Consider the following 20,149-nt stretch of genomic DNA (forward strand, 5'->3'; position numbering starts at 1 on the left):
CTCACCCTGGACGTGGCGTTCAAGCGCTCGGTGACGGTCAACCACCTGACCCTCAACCAGGCCGTGGAATCCCTCTCCACCACCCCCGCCCGCCTGCTCGGCCTCGGCGACTCCCTCGGCACCCTCGAAGCCGGCAAGCTCGCCGACCTCGTCGTCCTCGACTCCACCACCTACGACCTGGTCGCCGTCATGCGCCGGGGCCGCTGGGTCCTCGGCGGCGACACGTTCACCACCGTGAAGCCCGCCTGACCGTCCCGCGCCCCGCCGCCGGACGCCCCCGTCCACCCCGTACGACGACGGCCGCCCTCCCCCCGAAGGGAAGGGCGGCCGTGGTGCGTCAGGAGCGCCTCAGCTGCTCGGCTCGATGGTGATCTGGTCGATCAGGACCGAGCCGGAGGGCACCGTGAAGGTCACCGAGTTCGGCCCGGCCTGGAACTGCGGCAGTATCCAGGTGTTGTACCAGGAGGAAGCCTGGTCCTTCGGCGGCGGCCCGTAGACCTTGTAGGTCAGCCCGCTCGGCCAGTCCTTGCCGTTCACCACGACCGCGCCCTTGAGGTCCGCGCCCCCGTAGTTGTAGTGCACGGTCAGCTTGTACGTCCCGGCTGTGGCGATCTCCCCGGACCAGGTCACCGAACCGCCCGGCTGGAGGGTCAGGTACCCGCCGTCCGCCGACCTGGCGCCCTTGATGCCGTTGCCGGCGGGCGCGTTCTGGCCCTGCAGCTGGCCGGCGTCCACGGTCGACGGGCCGGAGATCGCGGTGGCGCTGGCCGAGGGGGCCGCGGTCCCGGTGGAGGCGGTCGGCCCCGGCGTGGTGGGGGCGGGCGCGGCGGTGGTGGCGGTGCCGCCCTTGGCGTTCTTGTCGCCGTCCGGGTCGCCGGTGGACAGCGCTATGCCGGCGCCGATCGCGATGGCCGCGACCACGGCGACCGCGCCGATCACCGCGCCCTTGCTCCGGCCACTGCTGCGGGGCTCCTCCCCCGGCTGCGGCCGGGAGTGCTCGGCGTAGCGGGTCTGCTGGGCGGGCGCGGCGCCGTACTCCGCCTGCTGCGGCACGCCGGGCTGACCGTACGGGGCCTGCGGCTGCCCGCCCGGGTACGCCTGGGGCGGCACCCCCTGCTGGCCGTACGGCTGCTGCGGCTGCTGCGCCCGCGGCGGGTAGCCGTACCCGTACTGGGCGCGCCCGACCTCCATCGGCCGGTTGTACGACGTCCGGGGGACCCCCTGCTGCGGCTCGGCCTGCTGCCCGGTGGAGCCGTCGGCCGGGCGGTAGAGGTAGCCGAACGGGTCGTCGTCCTGCGGGGCACCGCCCCCCTGGCCCTCGGGCATTCCGTTGCTGCCGGCGGTCGTCACGGTGGTCTGTTCCCCCATCCGGTGCGCGCCGCCGGGCTGCGGGCGGCGCAGATCATGGACGCTGTCGTCCCGGGCACCCTACCTGTCGCACCGGACAGCCGGAAAAGAACCCTTGACAACTCACGGGTAGCCCGAGTCCGACCGCGCCCGCGCGGACAGGGGCGCGATGTCGTGCGTCCGCGTCCGGTATCAGCCCGCGCGCCGGTGCGAGCGCTCCCCACGCGCGCCGCGCACCGCGCCACCCCGCGCGCGCTTCTCGTCGTACATCCGCTCGTCCGCGGTCTGCAGCACCTCCTCGATGCTCATCCCGCAACCGGCCCAGCCGATCCCGAGGCTCACCCCGACCCGCATGGCGCGGCCGTCGATCCGCATCGGCGGGATGATCGCGTTGCGCAGCCGGTGGGCGAGGTCCTTAGCCTCCTCGCGGCCGATGCCGTCGGCGAGCACCACGAACTCGTCGCCGCCGAGCCGGGCCACCGTGTCGCCGTCCCGGACGGCCTGGCTGAGCCGCCGGGCGACCTCGACCAGCACCGCGTCGCCCGCGTTGTGGCCGAACCGGTCGTTGATCGACTTGAAGCCGTCCAGGTCGCAGAAGAGCACCGCGAGCCCCTTGTCCGGCGCGGCCGCGCCCCCGGAGCGGAACGGCGCGGACCAGGTGTCACCGCCCGGTCCGTGGTCGGCCGGGACCACCGCGTGCACGTGCTCCCCGAAGCCCGGGCCGAGGCCGGGCGGCGGCCCGCCCTCGGGCAGCCCGTAGCCGTGCACCGCCGCGGCGTACGGGTCCGCGCCCTCCAGCCCGTCGTGGGCCGCGTGGGCGCTGTAGGAGTCGGCCGGGTAGCCGTACGGCGGGGGGTAGCCCGCCTCGGCCGGGCCGGCGGCGGCGCCGACCGGCTGCGGCTGGGCGCAGAGCCGACGGGCCAGCCGGGCCTTCAGCTCGGCGCCGTTCGGCAGACCGGTGAGGGCGTCGTGGCTGGCCCGGTGGGCGAGCTGGAACTCGTGCCGCTTGCGGTCCTCGATGTCCTCGACGTGGGTGAGCAGGAAGCTGGGCCCCTCGGCCGCGTCCGCCACGATCGAGTTCCGCAGGCAGACCCACTGGTAGCCGCCGTCCCGGCGGGAGAGCCGCAGTTCCGCCCGGCCGCTCTCGGCGCTGGTGCGCTCCAGCAGGGCCCGGTCGTCGGGGTGGACGAGGTCGGCGAAGCTCTGCTGGCGCAGCACGGCGCGGGGGCGGCCGAGCAGTCGACAGAGCGCGTCGTTGACCCGGGTCAGCTGGCCGCGCCCGGCGCCGTGGAGTTCGGTGATGGCCATCCCGCTGGGCGCGTACTCGAAGGCCTGGCGGAAGCTCTCCTCGCTGGCCCGCAGCGCCTGCTGTTCCTTCTCCAGGCGGGCCAGCGCGCGCTGCATCTCGGCCCGCAGTCTGGCGTTGCCGATCGCGATCGAGGCCTGCAGGGAGAACATCTCCAGCGCCTCGCGGGTCCAGGCCCCGGGCCGCTTGCCGCTGCGCGGGCGGTCCACCGAGAGCACTCCGAGCAGGTCGCCGCCGGCGCTGTACATCGGGGCGAGCAGCCCGTCGGCGGGGTGCCAGTCGTTGGCGTAGACGGGCAGCGGGCTGTCCCCGATCCAGCGCGGGATGTCGCTGGCGACGGCCCAGCCGCGGTCGTACGGCAGGAAGCGCAGGGTGCCCCAGTGGTCGCTGACGCCGAGCAGCCGGTCCCAGGACTCCCGGGAGCCGACCTGGCCGAGCAGCACGGAGGGGCCTCCCATGGGGCTCTCCTCCAGCTCCCACACGGCCGCCACCACGAGGTCACCGTCCGGACGGACCAGGCTGACCGCGGCGGCGTCGAATCCGAGCCCGTGCACCGCGCCCTCGACGACGGCCTGCAGCGTCCCGGCGAGGCTGCGGGCAGCGTTGAGGTCCGCCACGACCCGGTGCAAGGTGCGGAGGGTCGCGAGACGGACGTACGGCTCCGACTCGGCTTCCATGCGGGGGCTCCCCGGCTGCTTCGGATAGTTCTTGATTGGTTATCGTCCGATTGCCAGAAGAACTGAATCACAGGGAGCACAGCGTTCGGCACGCTCGGTCAGCAATAGGCCACCACTTGTGACTTAAATCACACAGGACTAATGCGCCCTTTATCAGTTCATCTACCCCATAGCGGGACATAAAGCGCTATCGGAACATTTCCCTTGGTCGACCGCAGCGGCCACCGGCTGAAGCCGACTGCGTCCGCCGGTCCGCGCGTTTCACCCCCGGGAGTGAGTCCGGTCACCGTGCGCAACCCCCGGGGCACGCCGCCGGTCCTACGACCAAGGCCCGATGCCGTTTCCCGCGGGTGACGACTACCGTGCGGTACGTGTACCCGTCCCCGCAGCCCGAAGCTGCCCCCCACGCCACGCCCGACGAGTTCCGGGCAGCACTCTCCCAGCTCGCCGCCGGCGTCAGCCTGGTGACCGTCCACGACCCCGAGGACGGCGAGGACGTCGGCATGACCGCCACGTCCTTCCTCTCGGTGTCGCTGGAACCGCCGCTGGTGCTGATCTCGGTGCGCGAGGACTCGCGGATGGACGAGGTGCTCTCGCGGGCCGACACCTGGGCGGTCTCGGTGCTCACCGAGGCGCAGAAGACCATCGGCTCCCGCTTCGCCATGAAGGGCCGGCTCAGCGACCGGCTGCTGTTCGCCGACACCCCGCACCACCGCGGCCCGCGCACCGGCGCCCCGCTGATCGAGGGCGCCCTGGCGACCGTCGAGTGCCGCACCGAACAGCGGATACCGGCGGGCGACCACACCCTGCTCCTCGGCCGCGTCCTGGAGGCCGCGGTGCCCGATCCGGGCGGGCGGCCGCTGCTGTACTTCCGCGGCGGCTACCGCGCCCTGGGCTGAGCTACTCCCCGCCCCGCGGCGCCCGGCGGCCCTGCTTCACCTCGGAGCGGTGCTTCTTGGCGAACAGCCGGCGCTCGACCATCCCCCGGCTCGGCTTGGTCGCCCGCCGGGACTTCGGCGGCGGCGCGCACGCCTCGGTCAGCAGCGCCGACAGCCTGGCCGCGGCAGCCTCCCGGTTGCGCCACTGCGAGCGGTACTCCGAGGCCTGGACCACCAGGACCCGGCCGTCCACCAGCCGCCCGGACAGCCGCTCCAGGGCACGCCCGCGCCACACCTCGGGCAGCGCCTTGCTGGAGGCCAGGTCGAAGCGCAGCTCGACCTTGGAGTCGGAGGTGTTGACGTGCTGGCCACCGGGGCCGGAGGAACGCGAGAAGCGCCAGACGAGCTCGGCGTCGGGGACGACCACCGACCCCCGTACGCGGATGGGCTCGGGCATGCGCCCATCATCCCGCGCCCGCCCCCCGCGGTCACCCGGATATTCCGCCCGCCCTCCTGGGGGCCGGGACCGTCCGCGCCCCCGCACCCGGTTACGCCCGCAGGCCCCCAGCCCCGACAATGGCGTACGTGATCGAGCTCGGCTACTCCCTCTCCAACCGCTTCCCCGACCCCCCGCAGACGGACTACCGCACCGCGTCCGTGCACGCCCTGCGGTACGACCTGTTCTGCGGCGACGTCTACCTGGACGCCGACGACTCGGAGCTGTCCACCGCCTGGGGCTGGGTGCCGGTGCTCGACTTCGCCTGGGCGCTGTGCGACATCGCCGAGCAGCTGGACCGCGACCCGGACGGCGGCCGGGCCGCCCGGGTGCAGACCGCCGACCTCGACTTCACCCAGAACACCGAGCTGCTGCGCTTCGCCCGCCGCTTCAACTGGGTCGAGATCACCGCCACCTGGCTGCCGGACGAGCCGCCGGCCGTGGTCCGCCACGGGGACCTGCGGCGCGAGGCCCGGGACTTCCTCCAGGACACCCTCGCCGACCTGTTCGACATGCACCCCGACCTGGCTGACAATCCGAACATCTGGACGCTGCAGGGCCGGTTCCGCCGGATCTGAGCCGCCCTCGCGACCATCGCCTTTGCCCGGACTTTGCCCCGGAATTCGCGCGCGCGAAGAATTCACGGACCCTGCGGAACCAAGCTGCCCGAGTATGGCGTTGTCCGGGGGAAAAGCGCACGAAGCGAACGAAGGGACTGCAATCGCCATGCCAGTGAGCCTCTCCAAGGGTGGCAACGTCTCGCTGACCAAGGAGGCCCCCGGTCTGTCCGCGGTCACCGTCGGCCTGGGCTGGGACGTCCGCACCACGACCGGCGCCGAATTCGACCTCGACGCCAGCGCGATCGTCCTGAACGCGGACGGCAAGGTGCTGTCCAACGCCCACTTCGTCTTCTTCAACAACACCAGCACGCCCGACGGCACCGTCGTGCACACCGGTGACAACCGCACCGGCGAGGGCGCGGGCGACGACGAGTCGATCAAGATCAACCTGGCCGGCCTGCCGGCCGAGGCCGTCAAGATCACCTTCCCGGTCACCATCTACGACGGCGTCGCCCGCGGCCAGAACTTCGGCCAGGTCCGCAACGCCTACATCCGCGTGGTGAACGCCGCCGGCGGCGCCGAGATCGCCCGCTACGACCTCTCCGAGGACGCCGCCACCGAGACCGCGATGATCTTCGGCGAGCTCTACCGCAACGGCGGCGAGTGGAAGTTCCGCGCCGTCGGCCAGGGCTACGCCTCCGGCCTGGCGGGCATCGCCCAGGACTTCGGCGTCCAGATCTGACGCGCCCGGCGCCACCCGGGCGCCCCTGACGACGCCGCGGCGCGGGAAGCCGGTCCCTCCGACTTCCCGCGCCGCGGCGTTCGTGCCACCGGCTCAGCGCGAGGCGCGCAGCTGCGGCAGCTGGATCAGCTCGGTCTCGTCCTCCGGGGTCAGGTCCACCACGGTCGGCCCGCCCGGCCGCGCCTCGTCCTGCCGCGACCGCTCGGCCGGCTGCGGCTCCCGCACGCCGTCCCGCACCGCGGCCGGCTCCGCCGCCAGGGCCTCGGCCTGGGCCTTCGCGGCCACCGCCTCGTCGCCCACCACGTCCGCCAGGTCGGTCCGCTCCGCCAGCTCGGCGACGCTGCCCACCGCCGGCGCCGGGGCCGCCGGCCGGGCCGCCCCGCCCGCGCTGCGACCGAAGAAGCTGAAGCCCTGCCCGCGCGCCTGTCCGGACTGCGCCGACCGCGGCCGCTGCCGCTCGACCGGCATCGGCGCCGTGGCCGGTACGTCCGACCCGGTCGGCACCCCGCCGAGCTGACCGACCGTCGCCGTCAGCGCCGGCCGCACGGGCGCGGGCGGCACCGGGGACGTCGCCACCGGCACCGGCGTGGGCACCGCGGGCGCCACCGGTGCGGGAACCGCCACCGGGGCGGGTGCGGGCGTCGGCGCGGCCTGGGCCGCCGGGGCGGCGTGCGCCCGCAGCGCGACCTCCGCGCCCGCCGTCCGCGCCCGCTGCGCCTCCTGCTCCGCCGCACGGCGCTCCAGCAGCCGCAGCACGGCCGCCGCGCGCACGAACGCGGCCGGGCTGGCCGGGTACTTGGGCCGGGTCGCGGCGAGCGCCCGCTGGGCCGCCTCGGCCTCCTTGAGCGCCTGCTCGGCCACCGCCACGGCCCGCTCCCGCAGCAGCCGGGCGATCTCGGTCTCGGCCTTCGCCAGCCGCGACTTCTCGGCGGTCAGCCGCCGCCCGAAGCGGGTGGCCCGCTCCTCGGCGACCTCGGCCGCGTACTCGGCCTCCGCCAGCTGTTCCTCGAACCGCTCCTCGGCCCTCAGCCGCTGCGCCGCGGACATCTCGGCCGCCGCACGGGCCGCCTTGTCCCGCTGACGCAGCAACAGGGCGAAGCCGAGCGTCGCGATCACCGCCGCGATGCCCACCGAGCGCACCAGGATGGTGTCCTGACTGAAAAGCAGCGCGGCCAGAGCGGCTACCAGCAGTACGCCGGCGGCGGTGGGGGGAAGGACCCGGCCGAGGACGGAGGAATGACGGTGGCGTCCGCGAGACATGCCAAGAAACTAGCGTGCGAATTGGGGCGCTGTCAGCCCAGGGTCCCCTTCCGCCCTTGACAGGGGGAGGTTTCCACCGCACGCGCCCGGGTTCTCCCCCGAGATCGCGGAAAACGTCCTGCTCAGCGGTGGGAGGCCGCCGGGCCGCTCGGACCGTCGTGGTCCTCGGGCAACCTGCAGACGTGCTGGACCCAGAGCGCCGCGGCGATCACCGCGGCCCCCGCCAGCACCGCGAACCCCGCCGTGACGGCCTGGTCCTTGCGGGCCGACACGTCCAGTTCCCCCAGCAGGTAGATCCCCGCGCCCGCGTAGATGCCGGTGACCACCGCCGAGACCAGCGCGCTGGCCTGCCCCAGCACCACCGCCCGGGCCGCCAGCAGCGGGTCGACCCCCTTCGCGCCGGGCTGCCGCTCGCGCACCGCCTTCAGCCGGGACCGCAGCGACAGCGCGGTCGCCAGCAGGATCACCGCCACCGCCGCCAGCACCACCGGCGCCGCGCCCGGCACGGCCGGCAGCGTGTCCAGGGAGGCCCACAGCTTCGAGCCGGCCCAGGACAGCGCCGTCGTGGCGGCGGTGATGCCGATCAGCAGACGGAGGCGAAGCAGCTTCACTCGGAGGAGGTCCTTCCCGGGGTACACCAGAACGGCCGCGCGGTGACCCGACGCGGCGGCGCCAGGCCACCGTACCGGGCCCGGCCGGGCGGACACCCGCGCGAACGGCGGACACCTACTGGTACGGCCGGGCCACCGACCGAGTTCCCCGGCCCTCACTCGCCCGCTCGCCCCCGGGGCGCTCCCGGCCCGCTACCGGCCCGCTACCGGTGCGCCCCTTCGACGCGGGGCGAGGGCCCTCCAGGACGCAGCAGCCCGCCCCGGCCTACTCCGGCAGCGTCAGCCGGATGTCCTCGCGGCGCTTCACGCCCTGCGCGTCCGCCCCGCCGAGCGCCTCCAGCAGCGCGTCGACCCGCCCGTGTCCGGGCACCTCGGCCTCCGGCTGGGCGTCCAGCCAGGGGGCCAGCACGAACGCCCGCTCGTGCGAGCGCGGGTGCGGCAGCAGCAGCTGCGGGTCGTCACTGAGCTCGCCCTCGTACGCCAGGATGTCGACGTCCAGGGTGCGCGGCCCCCAGTGGACGGTCCGCACCCGGCCGAAGGCGTCCTCGATCGCGTTGCCGCGCTCCAGCAGGTCCCGCGGGGGCAGCGAGGTGCGCAGCACGACGACCGCGTTGTAGTAGTTCGGCTGCTCCTCGGGGCCGCCGACGGCCTCGGTCTCGTAGACCGCGGAGACGGCCTTGATCTTCAGCCCCGGCGTGTCCGCGAGCGCGTCCACCGCGCCCTGCAGGGTGTCCAGCCGGTTGCCCAGGTTGCTGCCGAGCGCGATCACCGCGCAGCGCTGGCCGTGCAGCGTGGTGTCGGCGGAATCCACCCGGCTCTCCAGGTCGAACGCGTTCGGCGTGGTGGTCGGGTCGCTGGTGCTCATCGAAAGTCCTCTACCTCGGGAACCGGGCGCGCGGCGGCGGTCATGCGCGGCCCCGGTGGATGGTCACGGTCACGTCGTCGAACGGCACGGTGATCGGGGCGTCCGGCTTGTGCACGGTCACCTCGACCTCCTCGACCGCTTCGTGCTTGAGGCACTGGTCCGCGATCCGCTGGGCCAGGGTCTCGATCAGGTCGACCGGCTCCCCGGCGATGATCGCGGTGACCTCCTCGGCCACGATGCCGTAGTGCGCCGTGCGGGTGAGGTCGTCGCCGGACGCGGCGGGGCGGGTGTCCAGGTACAGCACCAGGTCCACCACGAAGGTCTGGCCCTCGACGCGCTCGCGCTCGAAGACGCCGTGGTGGCCCCGGGCTCGCAGCCCCCGCAGGGTGACGCGGTCCAGCAAACGAATCACTGCTCCCAGTCGGACGGGCCCCGCCCGGAAACAGGCATGGACGGGCAGGGCGAAGGCGGGCAGCACGCCCGCCACTCCGTTTCGAATCTACCCGCGAGCACGGACAACGCCTGACCGTCCTACCCGGCAGGAAACGCGGCCACGCGCGCCGGATCGGCGATTGACGTGAACGTCGGATGACCACTCGGGAATTCCCGGGCGGCCTGCCGGCACCGTGTTCGCATTCCGGCCGGAATCAGTCCTCGTCGTCCTCGTCGCCGCTGGTCAGAACGGGTGAACCGTGGTGCGACCAGAGCTTCCACCCGGCCGGGGTACGGCGGAACAGATTCGTCGACACCACCTTTCCGCCGACCAGCGGTCCGAGTTCGCCCTCCTCCTCCGCCTCGCCGCCGGACAGGATGTTCTCGGTGCACGTGACAAGGGCCACATCGCCGTGGACCTCGGCCTCGACATCGGTCAGGAAGAACTGGATGTACTCCGTGTTCATCATGATCAACATGTACGAGCGGGTCACCTGCGCCCGGCCGCGCAGCACCGGCCAGCCGGGGTGCACGCAGACCACGCCGCCCTTGTCGTCGGCGTCCGCGGCGCCCAGCCAGGCGTCCTCGACCGCCTCCAGGTCCCCCCGTTCCAGCGCCTCGTAGAGCGCCCGGTTCGCCGCCAGCACGGCCTCCAGGTCCGCCGCGCGAGCCCGCCCGGCCGTACCGCCGCTCAACCTGCCGTCACCTGTCACAAACCCTCCCTTACCCCAGCCGCGCCGCGCGCTGCCAGGCCGCGACCACCCGGACGGCGTCCGCCGTCCCCGAAACGTCGTGCACCCGCACCGCCCAGGCTCCGGCCCGGGCCGACAGCACCGAGACCGCGGCCGTCGCGTCGTCGCGCTCCCGGGCCGGGCGCAGTTCCCCGGTTGCCGGGTCGGCGAGCAGCGTACCCAGGAACCGCTTGCGCGAAGCGGCCACCAGGACGGGACGGCCGAGCCCGGTGAGCGCGTCCAGCCGGCCGAGCAGCGCCCAGTTGTGCGCGGGGGTCTTGGCGAAGCCGAGCCCCGGGTCGAGGATCAGCTGGTCCTCCTTGACCCCGGCGGCCAGCAGCGCCTCCACCCGGTCGGTCAGCTCGGCGACCACGTCCCGCACCACGTCGTCGTAGACGGCCAGTGCGTCCATGTCGGCGGACTGCCCGCGCCAGTGCATCACCACGAACGGCGCGCCGGTTTCGGCGACCACACGGGCCATCGCCGGGTCGGCCAGCCCGCCGGAGACGTCGTTGACGACCACCGCGCCGGCCTCGACGGCGCGCTCGGCGACCGAGGCGCGCATGGTGTCCACGGAGACCGTCACCCCGGCGTCGGCGAGCTCGCGCACCACCGGGATCACCCGGCGCATCTCCTCCTCCTCGGGCACCCGCTGCGAGCCGGGCCGGGTGGACTCGCCGCCGACGTCCACCAGGTCGGCGCCGCGAGCGCGCAGCGCGAGCCCGTGCGCGATCGCCTTGGCGGGGTCGTGCCAGAGCCCGCCGTCCGAGAAGGAGTCGGGCGTGACGTTGACCACGCCCATCACTGCGCAACGTTCCAGCCGCGGCAGACCGGCCGGAAGGGGGAACGACGGCGAATTGCTCATGTCCCCCATTATCGAACGGGGCCCCCGCCGAGGATTCTCGGCGGGGGCCCCGGACGGTACGGGAGTGCCTCAGGCGGCCTCGGTGACCTCACGGGTCGACGGGACCGGCATCAGACCCTCGCGCTGGCGCTTGCGGCCGAAGCGCGGCATGCCGAGGGTGATGAAGGCCTCCGCCTGCATCGCGGCGAAGCCGATCCGCGGCAGGTCCCGGGTGTTCGGGAAGACCAGGAAGCGCGGCTCCCACTCGGGCTGGAACTTGGCGTTGAACTTGTACAGCGACTCGATCTGGAACCACCGCGACAGGAACACCAGCAGTCCGCGCCAGGCCCGCAGCACCGGTCCGGCGCCGATCCGCTCGCCGCGGGCGAGGGCCGAGCGGAACATCGCGAAGTTGAGCGACACCCGGCGCACGCCCATCGCGGGCACCGCCTGCAGGGCCGCGACGATGAGCAGCTCGTTCAGGCCCGGGTCGGCGGCGCGGTCGCGGCGCATGAGCTCCAGGGAGATGCCGTCCGGCCCCCAGGGCACGAAGTGCAGCACGGCCTTGAGGTCGTCGCCGCTCTCGCCCTCCTCGGGCTCCTTGTGCGCGGTGACGACCACGCAGTCGTCGTCCAGCGGGTCGCCGAAGCGGCCCAGCGCCATCGAGAAGCCCCGCTCGGTGTCCGTGCCGCGCCAGCGGGCGGCCGCGTCGGCGATCCGGTACTTCTCCTCGACGGTGAGCTCGGAGACCCGGCGCACCTTGCAGGAGTAGCCGTTGCGCTCGATGCGCTTGACCATCTGGCGGACGTTGCGCATGGCCCGGCCGGAGAGCGAGAAGGCGGCGGTGTCGACGATCGCCTCGTCGCCCAGCTCCAGCGCGTCCAGGCCGGCCTCGCGGGTCCAGACCTCGCCGCCGACCTCGCTGCAGCCCATCACGGCTGGCACCCAGGCGTGCTCGCGGGCCTCGGCCATGAACACCTTGATCGCGCCCGGCCAGGCCTCGACGTCCCCGACCGGGTCGCCGGAGGCCAGCATCACGCCGGAGACCACCCGGTAGGAGATCGCGGCCTTGCCGGAGGGCGAGAACAGCACGCTCTTGTCGCGGCGCAGCGCGAAGTAGCCGAGCGAGTCGCGCTCGCCGTGCCGCGCCAGCAGCTCGCGGACCTTCTCCTCGTCCTCCGCGGTGAGCTCGGGCTTGGGCTTGCCCGGGCGCAGCGCCAGGTAGGCGGTGGTGAAGGCGGTCAGCAGACCCAGGCCGCCGAGCAGGTAGGCGACCAGGTCGGACATCCGGATGTTGGTGTAGCGGATCGGGCCCTCGAAGCCGAAGAGCCCGTACCCGACGTGCTCCAGCCGCGCGGTCAGGCCCGGGTGGCCGATCTCGTACTTGGTCCGGGTGCTCACGATCAGCAGGCCGAGCAGCACGCTGAGGACGCCCATGACGACCAGGTTGACCACCGCCCGCCAGCGGGTGCGCGGGTCCGCCTTGGCGTAGAACTCGCGCCGGTGGACCAGCATCACGGCGAGGACGGCCAGCGAGACGACCGCGGGGCCGATCTGGTGCCAGCGGATGAGGTGCAGGGCGGCGCTGACCGGCAGCAGCACGCAGACCACGCGCCAGGCCCGCCGCTTGCGCCGGCGCAGCGCGTGGGCGAGCGGCACCAGCAGGATGCCGACCATCAGCGTGCCCACCGCGGCCAGGCTGGTGGTGCCGCCCGGCAGCTGCCCGGCGACGGTGTGCATCTTGGTGTGCCGGAGCTTGGGGAACACCGCGCTGGCGATGTCCACCAGCCCGATCAGCAGACAGGCGTAGCCGACCGCGCCCGGGAGCCAGGCCCTCGGAACGGCGGCCACCTGGCTGCGCAGCGTCTGCAGGCCGCGGCGACGGCGCGGCGGCTGCTCGGGGCTCGGCTCAACGGACACGGGAACGCTCATGGAAGCTCAGCGTAGGGGCTGCGGTGCGGTGTCCGGTCACTCCGGGGGAGGACGCGTGATGGAGCTTCATGCCTATTCCTTCATCAGGCAATGCGCATACCAAGGACCCGGAAACGGTCGGTAAACCGGGTCCGTGGACGCGCTGCGGGTTGAGCCGGCGGTGGGAGCCGAGGGGCCACCGCAGCGTGGCGCGGCGAAACCCTCCGGGACGCGTTACGTACGGTGGACGCCGCATTCTAGGGCGCCGGTTGCCTGTGATTCGTCCCGCCCTCCCGGCCTCCGCCGGGGCGCCCGGACAGCCTAGCTGCGGTGGCCCGGCCTGACGGCCCGCCAGACGATGAAGCCTGCACCGACAGTGTCCCACCGGAAGGCCGACGGCATGGAACTGACCAGCGACGCACTCGTGAACTCGCTGCTCGCACTCGGCGCGGCCGCCCTGGTCACCACCGTGTGGATCTGGCCCCGCCTGGCGAAGCAGCGACCGCTGCCGGTGCTCGGCCGGATCGGCCTGCTGACGGTCGTTCAAGCCTCCATCGTGGCGGTGCTCGCGCTCTCGGTGAACAACTCCTTCGGGTTCTACACCTCCTGGGACGACCTGCTCGGCACCAGCGGCGCCAAGCTCGCGCTGGCCAGCAACGAGAACCACAAGGGCGGCACCCCGGTCGCCGACGCGCTGATCCAGCCGACCAACGAGGGCGGCCTGGAGACCGTCCCCAATCTGCCGAAGGGCACGCCCGAGGAGGTCGGCAAGGTCGAGTCGGTCCAGGTCAGCGGGAAGGAGACGGGTTTCTCCGACCAGATGTTCGTCTATCTGCCGCCCGAGTACTTCGACCCGAAGTTCGCCCTGGTCCGCTTCCCCGTCCTGCTGGCCATCGCCGGCTACCCGGGAACGGCGCTGAACCTGGTCAAGGACCTGTCGCTGCCCCAGACCGCGCTCGAACTGCAGCGCGCCGGCAAGATGCCGCCGACCGTCCTGGTGATGGTCCGCCCCGGGGTGGTCCCGTCCCGCGACACCGAGTGCGTGGACGTCCCCGGCGGGCCGCGCACCGAGGCCTGGTTCGCCAAGGACGTGCCGGAGGCCGTCCTCTCCACCTACCGGGTCGGCCGCACGGCGGGCTCCTGGGCCACCTTCGGCTACTCCACGGGGGGCAGCTGCGCGCTGCGCCTGGCGATGCGCTTCCCGAACGTCTTCGGCAGCGCGACCAGCCTGCACGGCGACTTCACCGTGCGCCAGGACGGCTACACCGGCGGCGACCTCTTCGGCGGCGACAAGGCCCTGGCCCAGCAGCACGACCTCGGCTGGCGGCTGCAGAACATGCCGGTCCCGGCGCTCAACCTGCTGGTGGTCTCCACCCGCAAGGAGTCGGACTACCCGCAGACCGTCCAGTTCGTCGAGCAGGCCACCCAGGTCGCGGCGACGAACCCCCAGTTCAAAGTCGACTCGCTGTACCTGGACGACGGCGGGCACAACATCGACAGCTGGACGAAGGAGCTTCCCGCCTCGCTCGAATGGCTGGGCGCGCACCTCGGCTAGCGCGAGCGGGTGATTACCCGCCGGTCGGCCCGACCGGCGGACGACCCGGGGGAACGTATCGCGGCCGTCCGCCCGCCCCTCCCGGCGGGCGCCGGCACGGATCCGCGCAGGAGGCGCCTTGCTGAGCACCCGATCGCTCTTCGACGAGATCTACCGGAACGACCAGGCGTACCAGCTGTTCTGCAGCATCGCGGCGGGCGGCGAGGACCAGGGCGGCTGGGAGAACGAGCGGATCACCGCGCTCACCCGGGACCCGGTCCTCGCCCCGAAGATCGCCCGGCACGGCGCCGACGAGCGCAAGCACGGCCGGATCTTCACCCAGCTGCTGAACAAGCGCGGCCTGCCCAAGGTGCCGGTCCCGGACGACGCGGACTACTGCATGCTGCTGGAGCGCCAGGGCGTCGGGCTCTCGCACGAGCGGCTGAACAGCGACGTCCCGCTGACCGAGCGCGAGATCATCACCTACCTCGCGCACAGCCGGGTCACCGAGCAGCGGGCGGCCGAGCAGATGCGCCAGCTGGTCAAGGCGTACGAGCACAACCCGGACCTCGTCCGGGCGATGCGGATGATCTCCGCCGACGAGGACAACCACCTCGCGTACTGCCACGAGGAACTGCTGCGGCTGCGGGCCGAGGGCCACGGCCCGTACATCCGGCACGCCCTGGAGACCAGCGCCCGCGGCGAGATCCGCACCCACCGGGACGTCGGTCTGGCGGTCACCGCCCGGATGGCCCGGATCCTGCGCTGGCCGCGCTGGCAGCTGGCCGTGGTCACCCTCGGGGTGCACGCGCTCTACCTGTACGACCGCGCCTTCGGCTGGCGCCGGATGGTCACGCTGCGGATGCCCGAGCGCCGCAACGCGCTGGGCACCCCGGCCGCGCCGCACGCGGAGCCCGAGGTGCCCTGAGTCCTGCCGTCAGCGCCCGATGATCAGGCTCATCGCCTCGGCCCGGGTGGCCGGGTCGCGCAGCTGGCCGCGCACGCACGAGGTGATGGTCTTGGCCCCGGGCTTGCGGATGCCGCGCATCGACATGCACATGTGCTCGCACTCGACCACGACGATCGCGCCGCGCGGCTCCAGGATCCGCATCAGCGCGTCGGCCACCTGGCTGGTGAGCCGTTCCTGCACCTGCGGGCGGCGGGCGTAGACGTCGACCAGCCGGGCGAGCTTGGACAGCCCGGTGATCTTGCCGCTGGTGGACGGGATGTAGCCGACGTGGGCCACGCCCCGGAACGGCACCAGGTGGTGCTCGCAGACCGAGGTCAGCTCGATGTCCTTGACCAGCACCATCTCGTCGTGGCCGAGGTCGAAGGTGGTGGTGAGGACGTCCTCGGGCTCCTGCCAGAGGCCCGCGAATATCTCCTTGTAGGCCCGCGCCACCCGGGCGGGGGTCTCCAGCAGGCCCTCGCGGTCCGGGTCCTCCCCCACGGCGAGCAGCAGCTCGCGGATGGCGTTCTCGGCCCGCTTCTGGTCGAAGGTCCCGACGGTGGGCGGACCGTCGAGCGTCACCGGGTCGATCATGCGGGCCTCGCTTACATGTGGGAAGACTCTGGCTGAACAGCACGGATGCCGCGCCTCCAGGGTACAAACCCTGGTGACGCGGCAGCCATTCCCTACGGATCCGGGGGTCAGCCCTCGACGGGCGGCTCGGCGGACGGCCTCGGCGGGAGCTTCACGATGTCCGCCGGAGCGGTGTCCCCGGCAGCGGCGCCGTTGGTGAGCGCCAGCTCCTTCGGGGACTGCACCGGCGGCCGGGTGGACGGCGTGCGACGGGTGGAGCCCGTCCAGGCCGGCCGGGCCGGGCGCTTGACGACCGGGGCGAAGATCTCGGCGATCTGCTCCTTGTTCAGGGTCTCCTTCTCCAGGAGCTCCAGCACGAGGTTGTCGAGCACGTCGCGGTTCTCGACCAGGATCTCCCAGGCCTCGTTGTGCGCGCTCTCGATGAGCTTCTTGACCTCTTCGTCCACCAGCGCGGCGACCTCTTCCGAGTAGTCGCGCTGGTGGCCCATCTCGCGGCCCAGGAACGGCTCCGAGTTGTCGGTGCCGAACTTGATCGCACCCAGGCGCTCGGTCATGCCGTACTGGGTGACCATGGCCCGCGCCGTGGCGGTGGCCTTCTCGATGTCGTTCGAGGCGCCGGTGGTCGGGTCGTGGAAGACCAGCTCCTCCGCCGCGCGCCCGCCCAGCATGTAGGCCAGCTGGTCGAGCATCTCGTTGCGGGTGGTGGAGTACTTGTCCTCGTCCGGCAGCACCATGGTGTAGCCGAGGGCCCGACCGCGGGACAGGATCGTGATCTTGTGCACCGGGTCGCTGTACTGGCAGGCCGCCGCGACCAGGGCGTGACCGCCCTCGTGGTACGCGGTGATCTTCTTCTCCTTGTCGGACATGATCCGCGTGCGCTTCTGCGGACCGGCCACGACGCGGTCGATCGCCTCGTCCAGGATGGAGTTGTCGATCAGCTTCTTGTCCGAGCGGGCGGTCAGCAGCGCGGCCTCGTTGAGGACGTTCGAGAGGTCGGCGCCGGTGAAGCCGGGGGTGCGCTTGGCGACGGCCGACATGTCGACGTCGGGCGCGATCGGCTTGCCCTTCTGGTGGACCTTGAGGATGTCCAGCCGGCCCTGGAGGTCGGGGCGCTCCACCGCGATCTGGCGGTCGAAGCGACCCGGGCGCAGCAGCGCCGGGTCCAGGATGTCCGGACGGTTGGTCGCGGCGATCAGGATCACGCCGCCCTTGACGTCGAAGCCGTCCATCTCGACCAGCAGCTGGTTGAGGGTCTGCTCGCGCTCGTCGTGGCCGCCGCCGAGGCCCGCACCGCGGTGCCGGCCGACGGCGTCGATCTCGTCGACGAAGACGATCGCCGGGGCGTTCGCCTTGGCCTGCTCGAAGAGGTCGCGGACGCGACTGGCGCCGACACCGACGAACATCTCGACGAAGTCCGAGCCGGAGATCGAGTAGAACGGCACCCCGGCCTCACCCGCGACGGCGCGGGCCAGCAGGGTCTTGCCGGTACCGGGCGGGCCGTAGAGCAGCACGCCCTTCGGGATCTTGGCGCCGACAGCCTGGAACTTGGCCGGCTCCTGCAGGAACTCCTTGATCTCGTGGAGCTCCTCGACCGCCTCGTCCGCGCCGGCGACGTCGGCGAAGGTGGTCTTCGGGGTGTCCTTGGTCAGCAGCTTGGCCTTGGACTTGCCGAACTGCATGACGCGGGAGCCGCCGCCCTGCATCTGGTTCATCAGGAACAGGAAGACCAGGACGATGATCACGATCGGCAGCATCGACAGCAGCAGGCTGACGAAGGTGCTCTGCTTCTCCGGGCTGACGGTGTAGCCCTCGGCGAGCGTGCTGTTGTCCTTGTCGTTGACCTGGGCCTGCAGCTTGTCGGCGATCGCGACGCCCTGGTCGCCGATGTACGAGGCCTGGAACTTGCTGCCGGACGGGGCCTTGCCCGTACCGGCGCTGGGCAGCGTTGCGCCGTCCTTCAGCTGGATCTTGATCGTGTTCGAGTCACCGGTGGTGATCTGCGCCGACTTGACGTTGTGCGCATCGATCGCGGCAACGACCTGACCGGTGTCCACCGTCTTGTAGCCGTTCGAGTCCGAAACGACCTGCATCAGTACGATGACGGCGAGGACGGCCAGCACGATCCACATGATCGGCGCACGGAAGTATCGCTTGACGTCCATCCATGCGGGGCGTTGCCGCCCCGTCCCTCCTGCCACTCAACGGCGCCGGGTGGCTGTTGGGCCGCGGCGCATCCGGTCGGTGCTCATGTGAAGAGCGGTTTATTGGACCGTACCGCAGTCGGACCCGCCCATGGCGGGAGCACGGCGACACGGCTTCGGTTCTTTGTCCCCCGGTCCAACGGGCGGGAACAACCTACTGTTCCCGCCCGTAGCCCGAACGGGGCCCTCAGCCGCCGTAGACGTGCGGGGCGAGGGTGCCGATGAAGGGGAGGTTACGCAGCTTCTCCGCGTAGTCCAGGCCGTAGCCGACCACGAACTCGTTGGGGATGTCGAAACCGACGTACTTCACGTCGATCTCGACCTTGGCCGCGTCCGGCTTGCGGAGCAGGGTGCAGACCTCCAGCGAGGCCGGGCCGCGCGAGCCCAGGTTGCCCAGCAGCCAGGACAGCGTCAGACCGGAGTCGATGATGTCCTCGACGATCAGGACGTCACGGCCGGCGATGTCGGTGTCCAGGTCCTTCAGGATCCGCACCACACCGGAGGACTTGGTGCCCATCCCGTACGAGGAGACGGCCATCCAGTCCATGGTGACCTGCGAGTGCAGGGCCCGGGCGAGGTCGGCCATGACCATCACGGCCCCCTTGAGGACGCCGACGATCAGCAGGTCCTTGCCTGCGTAGTCCCGGTCGATGCGCTCGGCCAGCTCCAGGAGCTTGGCGTCGATCTCGTCCTTGCTGATGAGCACCTTCGCGAGGTCAGCGCCCATGTCGTTCTGGTCCACCGGGGATACGTCCTCAAACGTTCGGGGTCTGTGTGGCCGGCGGCCGGCTCCCCCGGGGCATGCCTCCGCCCGTCAGTCGCCCTGCCGCCGAAAGACCAGCGTGCCACACCGTCGGGTGGCCTCGACGCCCCCGGGTAGGTGCAGCGGCCCCTGACCGCGCCAACCGGTGACCAGCAGGTCGATCGTCTCCAGGTGCCGGGCGAAGAGGTCCCCGGCCGGGCAGCCCGCGCGCAGCGCGGCCCGCCGCAGCACCCGGCGGCGCACGGCCGGCGGGAGTTCGGCCAGTTTCACGGCGTCCAGGGCGCCCTCGCCCGTACGGAGGTCGCGTTCGGCCAAAGAGGCCCACTGGTCGAGGGCGTCCGCGTCGTCGCGGAACAGCCGGGCCGTCCGGGCCAGCGCCTCCACCACGCCGCCGCCCAGGTGCTTCTCCAGCACCGGCAGCACCTCGTGGCGGACCCGGGAGCGGGTGTAGGCGGGATCACAGTTGTGCGGGTCGTCCCAGACCGGGATCGACTGGGCGGAGCAGGCCTGCCGGGTGGCGGCCCGGTCCAGCTCCAGCAAAGGGCGACGGTAGCGGCCCTTCTGGGCCGGCATCCCGGCCAGCGAACGGGCGCCCGAACCACGGGCCAGGCCCAGCAGCACGGTCTCGGCCTGGTCGTCCCGGGTGTGGCCGAGCAGGACGGCGATCGCGCCGTGGCGGTCGGCGGCCTCGTCCAGGGCCGCGTAACGGGCGTCCCGCGCGGCCGCCTCCGGGCCGCCGGTCCGGCCGACCCGCACCGGGATCGCCTCGACCGGGTCGAGGCCGAGCGAGCGCAGCCGTTCGGCCACCTGCTCGGCGCGCTCGGCGGAGCCGGGCTGCAGGCCGTGGTCGACGGTGACGGCGCCGACCCGCAGGCCGATCTTGGGGGCCTCGAAGGCGGCGGCGATGGCCAGTGCCATGGAGTCCGCGCCGCCGCTGACGGCGACCAGGACGAGCGGCGAGCCGGGCGCGGCCGGGGTGCGGGGCAGACCGGAGGGGTGGCGGGCGGCGTTGCCGATCAGGGTGGTGCCGACGGCGGCACCCACAAGCGGCGCCCCGGCCGGGCGCTCGCGGGGACCGCGCACCGGCGCGGTGAAGGTGGAACCGGCCTCGGCGGCGAGGTCGGTGAGCGTGCGGCGAACGGCCAGGCGTATCGCGGCGACGGCGGGGTGAGGGCCCACGGCGGACGACTCCTCGACGGAGGGGGACAGGACTGCGGCGGGCGGCGGGGGCCGCGCACCGACTGTGAGCACCCTGTTACCGGGCGCTCACAGATGGTGGCAGAAAGGAGCGACCCGCTACGCCACCCGCGCCACCGGTACGACCACCGTCCCACGTTCGGGTGAATGAAGAAACGCTTCTTCACTTGGCATCTGCCCGATTGGACCACTCGTACGAGCGGGTTTGACCGCCCCGCGCCGCTTGCCGCCCGGCTCGCGGCGCGAGCGTC

Annotated in this window: 20 protein-coding genes; 6 read left to right on the forward strand and 14 right to left on the reverse strand. The window is 72.6% G+C overall.

Annotation, left to right across the window (positions count from 1 at the left end; translation table 11 throughout):
- The coding region (locus ACZ6Y7_RS34445; RefSeq protein WP_465761889.1) for an amidohydrolase family protein at positions 1–249 on the forward strand (249 nt) is incomplete at its 5' end.
- A gap of 99 nt (positions 250–348) precedes the next feature.
- On the opposite strand, the gene ACZ6Y7_RS34450 is transcribed toward ACZ6Y7_RS34445, so the two are convergent.
- Positions 349–1,350, reverse strand: coding sequence for a carbohydrate-binding protein (locus tag ACZ6Y7_RS34450; protein WP_465761890.1), 1,002 nt, complete (start codon positions 1,348–1,350; stop codon positions 349–351).
- A gap of 189 nt (positions 1,351–1,539) precedes the next feature.
- Positions 1,540–3,330 carry a GGDEF domain-containing protein gene (locus tag ACZ6Y7_RS34455; RefSeq protein WP_465761891.1) on the reverse strand — a complete coding sequence of 597 codons (1,791 nt, stop codon included), beginning with the start codon at positions 3,328–3,330 and terminating at the stop codon, positions 1,540–1,542.
- 362 nt (positions 3,331–3,692) lie between these two features.
- On the opposite strand from ACZ6Y7_RS34455, the gene ACZ6Y7_RS34460 reads away from it, so the two are divergent.
- Positions 3,693–4,229, forward strand: a complete 537-nt coding sequence (locus tag ACZ6Y7_RS34460; RefSeq protein ID WP_465761892.1) for a flavin reductase family protein — start codon at positions 3,693–3,695, stop codon at positions 4,227–4,229.
- A gap of 1 nt (position 4,230) precedes the next feature.
- On the opposite strand, the gene arfB is transcribed toward ACZ6Y7_RS34460, so the two are convergent.
- A complete protein-coding gene (gene arfB, locus ACZ6Y7_RS34465; protein ID WP_465761893.1) occupies positions 4,231–4,665 on the reverse strand; it encodes an alternative ribosome rescue aminoacyl-tRNA hydrolase ArfB in 435 nt (144 codons plus the stop codon).
- Positions 4,666–4,784: 119 nt separating this feature from the next.
- Between arfB and ACZ6Y7_RS34470 the strand changes: the two genes are divergently transcribed.
- Together ACZ6Y7_RS34470 and ACZ6Y7_RS34475 are read left to right on the forward strand one after the other, a co-directional pair.
- Complete coding sequence (locus tag ACZ6Y7_RS34470; protein ID WP_465761894.1) at positions 4,785–5,282, forward strand: hypothetical protein; 498 nt, start codon at positions 4,785–4,787, stop codon at positions 5,280–5,282.
- A 148-nt stretch (positions 5,283–5,430) separates the two neighbouring features.
- The gene (locus ACZ6Y7_RS34475; RefSeq protein ID WP_465761895.1) at positions 5,431–6,006 is read left to right on the forward strand and encodes a TerD family protein; all 576 of its coding nucleotides are present in this window, start codon (positions 5,431–5,433) and stop codon (positions 6,004–6,006) included.
- A gap of 93 nt (positions 6,007–6,099) precedes the next feature.
- Here ACZ6Y7_RS34475 and ACZ6Y7_RS34480 read toward each other — a convergent pair whose 3' ends face one another.
- The 7 genes from ACZ6Y7_RS34480 to ACZ6Y7_RS34510 form a co-directional block, all read right to left on the reverse strand.
- Positions 6,100–7,266 carry a hypothetical protein gene (locus tag ACZ6Y7_RS34480; RefSeq protein ID WP_465761896.1) on the reverse strand — a complete coding sequence of 389 codons (1,167 nt, stop codon included), beginning with the start codon at positions 7,264–7,266 and terminating at the stop codon, positions 6,100–6,102.
- A gap of 122 nt (positions 7,267–7,388) precedes the next feature.
- Entirely contained in the window at positions 7,389–7,877 is a 489-nt protein-coding gene (locus tag ACZ6Y7_RS34485) for a DUF3180 domain-containing protein (protein WP_465761897.1), read from the reverse strand.
- A 265-nt stretch (positions 7,878–8,142) separates the two neighbouring features.
- Positions 8,143–8,742 (reverse strand): 2-amino-4-hydroxy-6-hydroxymethyldihydropteridine diphosphokinase, encoded by a 600-nt coding sequence (folK, locus tag ACZ6Y7_RS34490; RefSeq protein WP_465761898.1) that lies wholly within the window; start codon positions 8,740–8,742, stop codon positions 8,143–8,145.
- A 40-nt stretch (positions 8,743–8,782) separates the two neighbouring features.
- Positions 8,783–9,142 carry a dihydroneopterin aldolase gene (gene folB, locus ACZ6Y7_RS34495; protein ID WP_030059580.1) on the reverse strand — a complete coding sequence of 120 codons (360 nt, stop codon included), beginning with the start codon at positions 9,140–9,142 and terminating at the stop codon, positions 8,783–8,785.
- Between the two features lie 247 nt (positions 9,143–9,389).
- Positions 9,390–9,869: a nuclear transport factor 2 family protein gene (locus ACZ6Y7_RS34500; protein ID WP_465761899.1), complete on the reverse strand. Its 480-nt coding sequence runs from the start codon at positions 9,867–9,869 to the stop codon at positions 9,390–9,392.
- Positions 9,870–9,897: 28 nt separating this feature from the next.
- The gene (gene folP / locus ACZ6Y7_RS34505) at positions 9,898–10,779 is read right to left on the reverse strand and encodes a dihydropteroate synthase (RefSeq protein ID WP_465761900.1); all 882 of its coding nucleotides are present in this window, start codon (positions 10,777–10,779) and stop codon (positions 9,898–9,900) included.
- A gap of 60 nt (positions 10,780–10,839) precedes the next feature.
- Positions 10,840–12,681: a phosphatidylglycerol lysyltransferase domain-containing protein gene (locus tag ACZ6Y7_RS34510; protein WP_465761901.1), complete on the reverse strand. Its 1,842-nt coding sequence runs from the start codon at positions 12,679–12,681 to the stop codon at positions 10,840–10,842.
- 379 nt (positions 12,682–13,060) lie between these two features.
- Here ACZ6Y7_RS34510 and ACZ6Y7_RS34515 point away from each other — a divergent pair, with 379 nt between their 5' ends.
- Positions 13,061–14,215 (forward strand): alpha/beta hydrolase, encoded by a 1,155-nt coding sequence (locus tag ACZ6Y7_RS34515; protein WP_465761902.1) that lies wholly within the window; start codon positions 13,061–13,063, stop codon positions 14,213–14,215.
- A gap of 118 nt (positions 14,216–14,333) precedes the next feature.
- Positions 14,334–15,122: a ferritin-like domain-containing protein gene (locus tag ACZ6Y7_RS34520; protein WP_465761903.1), complete on the forward strand. Its 789-nt coding sequence runs from the start codon at positions 14,334–14,336 to the stop codon at positions 15,120–15,122.
- Between the two features lie 9 nt (positions 15,123–15,131).
- Here the strand turns inward: ACZ6Y7_RS34520 and folE are convergent, their stop codons facing one another.
- From folE to tilS, 4 genes are all read right to left on the reverse strand, one after another.
- The gene (folE, locus tag ACZ6Y7_RS34525) at positions 15,132–15,737 is read right to left on the reverse strand and encodes a GTP cyclohydrolase I FolE (protein ID WP_465761904.1); all 606 of its coding nucleotides are present in this window, start codon (positions 15,735–15,737) and stop codon (positions 15,132–15,134) included.
- Between the two features lie 107 nt (positions 15,738–15,844).
- Positions 15,845–17,899, reverse strand: a complete 2,055-nt coding sequence (ftsH, locus tag ACZ6Y7_RS34530) for an ATP-dependent zinc metalloprotease FtsH (protein WP_465761905.1) — start codon at positions 17,897–17,899, stop codon at positions 15,845–15,847.
- Positions 17,900–18,125: 226 nt separating this feature from the next.
- Complete coding sequence (gene hpt, locus ACZ6Y7_RS34535) at positions 18,126–18,680, reverse strand: hypoxanthine phosphoribosyltransferase (RefSeq protein WP_030059589.1); 555 nt, start codon at positions 18,678–18,680, stop codon at positions 18,126–18,128.
- 72 nt (positions 18,681–18,752) lie between these two features.
- Positions 18,753–19,880, reverse strand: a complete 1,128-nt coding sequence (gene tilS / locus ACZ6Y7_RS34540) for a tRNA lysidine(34) synthetase TilS (protein WP_465761906.1) — start codon at positions 19,878–19,880, stop codon at positions 18,753–18,755.
- Between the last annotated feature and the right edge of the window lie 269 nt (positions 19,881–20,149).

The organism is Kitasatospora sp. NPDC053308 (assembly GCF_055585785.1).

What these genes read in the sequence shown, in the direction of transcription:
- ACZ6Y7_RS34455 (WP_465761891.1), bottom strand. Translation starts at nt 3,330, where the DNA reads ATGGAAGCCGAGTCGGAGCCGTACGTCCGTCTCGCGACCCTCCGCACC.
- arfB (WP_465761893.1), bottom strand. Translation starts at nt 4,665, where the DNA reads ATGCCCGAGCCCATCCGCGTACGGGGGTCGGTGGTCGTCCCCGACGCC.
- ACZ6Y7_RS34470 (WP_465761894.1), top strand. Translation starts at nt 4,785, where the DNA reads ATGGCGTACGTGATCGAGCTCGGCTACTCCCTCTCCAACCGCTTCCCC.
- ACZ6Y7_RS34475 (WP_465761895.1), top strand. Translation starts at nt 5,431, where the DNA reads ATGCCAGTGAGCCTCTCCAAGGGTGGCAACGTCTCGCTGACCAAGGAG.
- ACZ6Y7_RS34480 (WP_465761896.1), bottom strand. Translation starts at nt 7,266, where the DNA reads ATGTCTCGCGGACGCCACCGTCATTCCTCCGTCCTCGGCCGGGTCCTT.
- folK (WP_465761898.1), bottom strand. Translation starts at nt 8,742, where the DNA reads ATGAGCACCAGCGACCCGACCACCACGCCGAACGCGTTCGACCTGGAG.
- folP (WP_465761900.1), bottom strand. Translation starts at nt 10,779, where the DNA reads ATGGGGGACATGAGCAATTCGCCGTCGTTCCCCCTTCCGGCCGGTCTG.
- ACZ6Y7_RS34510 (WP_465761901.1), bottom strand. Translation starts at nt 12,681, where the DNA reads ATGAGCGTTCCCGTGTCCGTTGAGCCGAGCCCCGAGCAGCCGCCGCGC.
- ACZ6Y7_RS34515 (WP_465761902.1), top strand. Translation starts at nt 13,061, where the DNA reads ATGGAACTGACCAGCGACGCACTCGTGAACTCGCTGCTCGCACTCGGC.
- folE (WP_465761904.1), bottom strand. Translation starts at nt 15,737, where the DNA reads ATGATCGACCCGGTGACGCTCGACGGTCCGCCCACCGTCGGGACCTTC.
- ftsH (WP_465761905.1), bottom strand. Translation starts at nt 17,899, where the DNA reads ATGGACGTCAAGCGATACTTCCGTGCGCCGATCATGTGGATCGTGCTG.